Annotated in this window: 6 protein-coding genes; 2 read left to right on the forward strand and 4 right to left on the reverse strand. The window is 39.1% G+C overall.

From position 1 onward, the window contains the following. Positions 1-91: 91 nt before the first annotated feature. The gene (locus Q3O06_RS11055; RefSeq protein WP_000275180.1) at positions 92-508 is read right to left on the reverse strand and encodes a helix-turn-helix domain-containing protein; all 417 of its coding nucleotides are present in this window, start codon (positions 506-508) and stop codon (positions 92-94) included. An 87-nt stretch (positions 509-595) separates the two neighbouring features. Here Q3O06_RS11055 and tetC point away from each other — a divergent pair, with 87 nt between their 5' ends. Then, positions 596-1,189: a tetracyline resistance-associated transcriptional repressor TetC gene (tetC, locus tag Q3O06_RS11060; protein WP_000428546.1), complete on the forward strand. Its 594-nt coding sequence runs from the start codon at positions 596-598 to the stop codon at positions 1,187-1,189. A gap of 112 nt (positions 1,190-1,301) precedes the next feature. Here tetC and tet(B) read toward each other — a convergent pair whose 3' ends face one another. Beyond that, a complete protein-coding gene (gene tet(B), locus Q3O06_RS11065) occupies positions 1,302-2,507 on the reverse strand; it encodes a tetracycline efflux MFS transporter Tet(B) (RefSeq protein ID WP_001089072.1) in 1,206 nt (401 codons plus the stop codon). An 81-nt stretch (positions 2,508-2,588) separates the two neighbouring features. On the opposite strand from tet(B), the gene tetR(B) reads away from it, so the two are divergent. Continuing rightward, positions 2,589-3,212: a tetracycline resistance transcriptional repressor TetR(B) gene (tetR(B), locus tag Q3O06_RS11070; RefSeq protein WP_000088605.1), complete on the forward strand. Its 624-nt coding sequence runs from the start codon at positions 2,589-2,591 to the stop codon at positions 3,210-3,212. Here the strand turns inward: tetR(B) and Q3O06_RS11075 are convergent. Both Q3O06_RS11075 and Q3O06_RS11080 read right to left on the reverse strand, forming a co-directional pair. Continuing rightward, a complete protein-coding gene (locus Q3O06_RS11075) occupies positions 3,190-3,813 on the reverse strand; it encodes an ArsR/SmtB family transcription factor (RefSeq protein WP_001280391.1) in 624 nt (207 codons plus the stop codon). The two genes, tetR(B) and Q3O06_RS11075, sit on opposite strands and share 23 nt — an antisense overlap. A 70-nt stretch (positions 3,814-3,883) precedes the next feature. Beyond that, entirely contained in the window at positions 3,884-4,270 is a 387-nt protein-coding gene (locus Q3O06_RS11080) for a hypothetical protein (RefSeq protein WP_000460651.1), read from the reverse strand. Between the last annotated feature and the right edge of the window lie 165 nt (positions 4,271-4,435).

Consider the following 4,435-nt stretch of genomic DNA (forward strand, 5'->3'; position numbering starts at 1 on the left):
AACAAGGGAAGACTTACTCGTGGCTGCAACCCTACTAGCTCAAAATTTATTCACACATGGTTACGCTTTGGGGAAATTATGAGGGGATCTCTCAGTGCATTGCCTCCAATTCCCATAATTTATTACGCCGATAATAACTTGGTGTAACCTTAAAAATGTACTTAAATCGACGTGTAAAAGATTGTTGGGAATCAAATTGATATTTTAATGCGATCTCAAGGATAGTTTTTTTCGTCAACCTCAACTCAACAGCCGCTTTCGTCAAACGACGAGCACGAATATAGCTAGCCAGTGTGACCCCTGTTACTTTTTTGAACAGCCGCTGAAAATACCACTTGGTATAACCCGCTTTATTCGCCACATCATCAAGCAGTAAAGACTGATCTAAATTATGTTCAATCCATAATAGAACATCTTTGATAACCGTTGTATGAAACTGCTTATCATCATATCTTAATTGGATGTTATTAGCTTTATTTTGATAGCGAGAATGCTGTTCAATATACATAAAATAACCTAAATGTTCTTAAGATTGTCACGACCACATCATCATGATACCATAAACATACTGACGGTATGTTATTTTAAATCTATCATGGAAAATAAAAATCATCAACAAGAAAATTTTAAGAGTACCTATCAATCACTGGTTAACTCAGCACGAATATTGTTTGTTGAAAAAGGCTATCAAGCTGTTTCAATAGATGAGATCTCGGGAAAAGCGTTGGTGACCAAAGGTGCCTTTTATCATCACTTTAAAAATAAAAAACAATTACTCAGTGCCTGTTATAAGCAGCAATTAATTATGATTGATGCCTACATCACAACAAAAACTGATTTAACAAATGGTTGGTCTGCCTTAGAAAGTATATTTGAACATTATCTTGATTATATTATTGATAATAATAAAAACCTTATCCCTATCCAAGAAGTGATGCCTATCATTGGTTGGAATGAACTTGAAAAAATTAGCCTTGAATACATTACTGGTAAGGTAAACGCCATTGTCAGCAAATTGATCCAAGAGAACCAACTTAAAGCTTATGATGATGATGTGCTTAAAAACTTACTCAATGGCTGGTTTATGCATATCGCAATACATGCGAAAAACCTAAAAGAGCTTGCCGATAAAAAAGGCCAATTTATTGCTATTTACCGCGGCTTTTTATTGAGCTTGAAAGATAAATAAAATAGATAGGTTTTATTTGAAGCTAAATCTTCTTTATCGTAAAAAATGCCCTCTTGGGTTATCAAGAGGGTCATTATATTTCGCGGAATAACATCATTTGGTGACGAAATAACTAAGCACTTGTCTCCTGTTTACTCCCCTGAGCTTGAGGGGTTAACATGAAGGTCATCGATAGCAGGATAATAATACAGTAAAACGCTAAACCAATAATCCAAATCCAGCCATCCCAAATTGGTAGTGAATGATTATAAATAACAGCAAACAGTAATGGGCCAATAACACCGGTTGCATTGGTAAGGCTCACCAATAATCCCTGTAAAGCACCTTGCTGATGACTCTTTGTTTGGATAGACATCACTCCCTGTAATGCAGGTAAAGCGATCCCACCACCAGCCAATAAAATTAAAACAGGGAAAACTAACCAACCTTCAGATATAAACGCTAAAAAGGCAAATGCACTACTATCTGCAATAAATCCGAGCAGTACTGCCGTTTTTTCGCCCCATTTAGTGGCTATTCTTCCTGCCACAAAGGCTTGGAATACTGAGTGTAAAAGACCAAGACCCGCTAATGAAAAGCCAACCATCATGCTATTCCATCCAAAACGATTTTCGGTAAATAGCACCCACACCGTTGCGGGAATTTGGCCTATCAATTGCGCTGAAAAATAAATAATCAACAAAATGGGCATCGTTTTAAATAAAGTGATGTATACCGAATTCGATTGCGTCTCAACCCCTACTTCGGTATCTGTATTATCACGTGTATTTTTGGTTTCACGGAACCAAAACATAACCACAAGGAAAGTGACAATATTTAGCAACGCAGCGATAAAAAAGGGACTATGCGGTGAAATCTCTCCTGCAAAACCACCAATAATAGGCCCCGCTATTAAACCAAGCCCAAAACTTGCCCCTAACCAACCGAACCACTTCACGCGTTGAGAAGCTGAGGTGGTATCGGCAATGACCGATGCCGCGACAGCCCCAGTAGCTCCTGTGATCCCTGAAAGCAAACGGCCTAAATACAGCATCCAAAGCGCACTTGAAAAAGCCAGCAATAAGTAATCCAGCGATGCGCCTATTAATGACAACAACAGCACTGGGCGCCGACCAAATCGGTCAGACATTTTTCCAAGCCAAGGAGCAAAGATAACCTGCATTAACGCATAAAGTGCAAGCAATACGCCAAAGTGGTTAGCGATATCTTCCGAAGCAATAAATTCACGTAATAACGTTGGCAAGACTGGCATGATAAGGCCAATCCCCATGGCATCGAGTAACGTAATTACCAATGCGATCTTTGTCGAACTATTCATTTCACTTTTCTCTATTACTGATAGGGAGTGGTAAAATAACTCTATCAATGATAGAGTGTCAACAAAAATTAGGAATTAATGATGTCTAGATTAGATAAAAGTAAAGTGATTAACAGCGCATTAGAGCTGCTTAATGAGGTCGGAATCGAAGGTTTAACAACCCGTAAACTCGCCCAGAAGCTAGGTGTAGAGCAGCCTACATTGTATTGGCATGTAAAAAATAAGCGGGCTTTGCTCGACGCCTTAGCCATTGAGATGTTAGATAGGCACCATACTCACTTTTGCCCTTTAGAAGGGGAAAGCTGGCAAGATTTTTTACGTAATAACGCTAAAAGTTTTAGATGTGCTTTACTAAGTCATCGCGATGGAGCAAAAGTACATTTAGGTACACGGCCTACAGAAAAACAGTATGAAACTCTCGAAAATCAATTAGCCTTTTTATGCCAACAAGGTTTTTCACTAGAGAATGCATTATATGCACTCAGCGCTGTGGGGCATTTTACTTTAGGTTGCGTATTGGAAGATCAAGAGCATCAAGTCGCTAAAGAAGAAAGGGAAACACCTACTACTGATAGTATGCCGCCATTATTACGACAAGCTATCGAATTATTTGATCACCAAGGTGCAGAGCCAGCCTTCTTATTCGGCCTTGAATTGATCATATGCGGATTAGAAAAACAACTTAAATGTGAAAGTGGGTCTTAAAAGCAGCATAACCTTTTTCCGTGATGGTAACTTCACGGTAACCAAGATGTCGAGTTAACCACCCTTTAGATTCATAAAGCGAAAATAATGCGGCTCCAACGTACCCACCTAAATGGAAACGGCGTTCACTCCAATCTAAACACGCACAACAGATTTTACGTGAATGTTTGGAAGGAACGTCAATTCCCATTTCATGAAAATATTGAATACCACTTAATGTGATCATTGAACCATTTTCAGTGATCCATTGCTGTTGACAAAGGGAATCATAGATCTTAACGGCAACTTCGCCAGCTAAATGATCATAGCAAGTACGTGCTTTTCGTAAATGCACTGGCGTGGAAACTTTGGCATGTACGCCATGGTTTAAGGAGATCCCCATCATACTTTCCATCAATTCAGCAATATCTTTTCCTGCTAGCCGAAAATAACGATGCTTGCCTTGAGCTACTACTGTGATTAGCTGGCAATCTAATAATTTAGATAAATGACTGCTCGCCGTTGAAGCTGATATATTCGCCACAGAACTTAGCTCAGTGGCCGTCCAAGCTCGCCCATCCATCAAAGCACTGAGTATTTTAACTCGTGAAATGTCAGACATAGCCGCCCCTATCGCGGCTATTGAGGACTCAAAGGTAACCTCTTTTCGTATTAAATTAGCCATCGCAAGTTCACTTTATTGCCCAAGGGAGCGTAACAGATGCAGCCATACTATCATTGTCCGTTATTAATATCAGTTGGTTAGCATGGTCACTGTATTGCACTAAAATATTAATGTTATTCTCCGCCAATACTCGTGCTATTTCGCCAAGTTCCCCCGGTTTTTCCTGTTTTAACTTACGAATTAATGGTGTCCGGATCGCAAGTACTAACAGTCCAGCTTGCTCTAGCGCTATTTTAGCTTCCTTTCCTTGTTCAACAAGAAAATGAGCATGGCATTCATCACCAACCGTAAATATCCCTCCCCCTTCCAATCCAATACCTTTATTACCTAATGTTTTTCCTAGTAATGCTAATTGTCCTATTTGATTATCTAAAACAACGTGAACATCAAACATTATCCTTGTCCTTTTTAAATGAATATTCGCGAGTAATATGAGCAATACTAATTTTGTAAAAATCAAATACTGAGAGATCCCCTCATAATTTCCCCAAAGCGTAACCATGTGTGAATAAATTTTGAGCTAGTAGGGTTGCAGCCACGAGTAAGTCTTCCCTTGTTA

Source organism: Neisseria maigaei (assembly GCF_958267405.1).
GTDB lineage: Bacteria > Pseudomonadota > Gammaproteobacteria > Burkholderiales > Neisseriaceae > Neisseria > Neisseria bergeri.

What these genes read in the sequence shown, in the direction of transcription:
- Q3O06_RS11055 (WP_000275180.1), bottom strand. Translation starts at nt 508, where the DNA reads ATGTATATTGAACAGCATTCTCGCTATCAAAATAAAGCTAATAACATC.
- tetC (WP_000428546.1), top strand. Translation starts at nt 596, where the DNA reads ATGGAAAATAAAAATCATCAACAAGAAAATTTTAAGAGTACCTATCAA.
- Q3O06_RS11075 (WP_001280391.1), bottom strand. Translation starts at nt 3,813, where the DNA reads ATGTCTGACATTTCACGAGTTAAAATACTCAGTGCTTTGATGGATGGG.
- Q3O06_RS11080 (WP_000460651.1), bottom strand. Translation starts at nt 4,270, where the DNA reads ATGTTTGATGTTCACGTTGTTTTAGATAATCAAATAGGACAATTAGCA.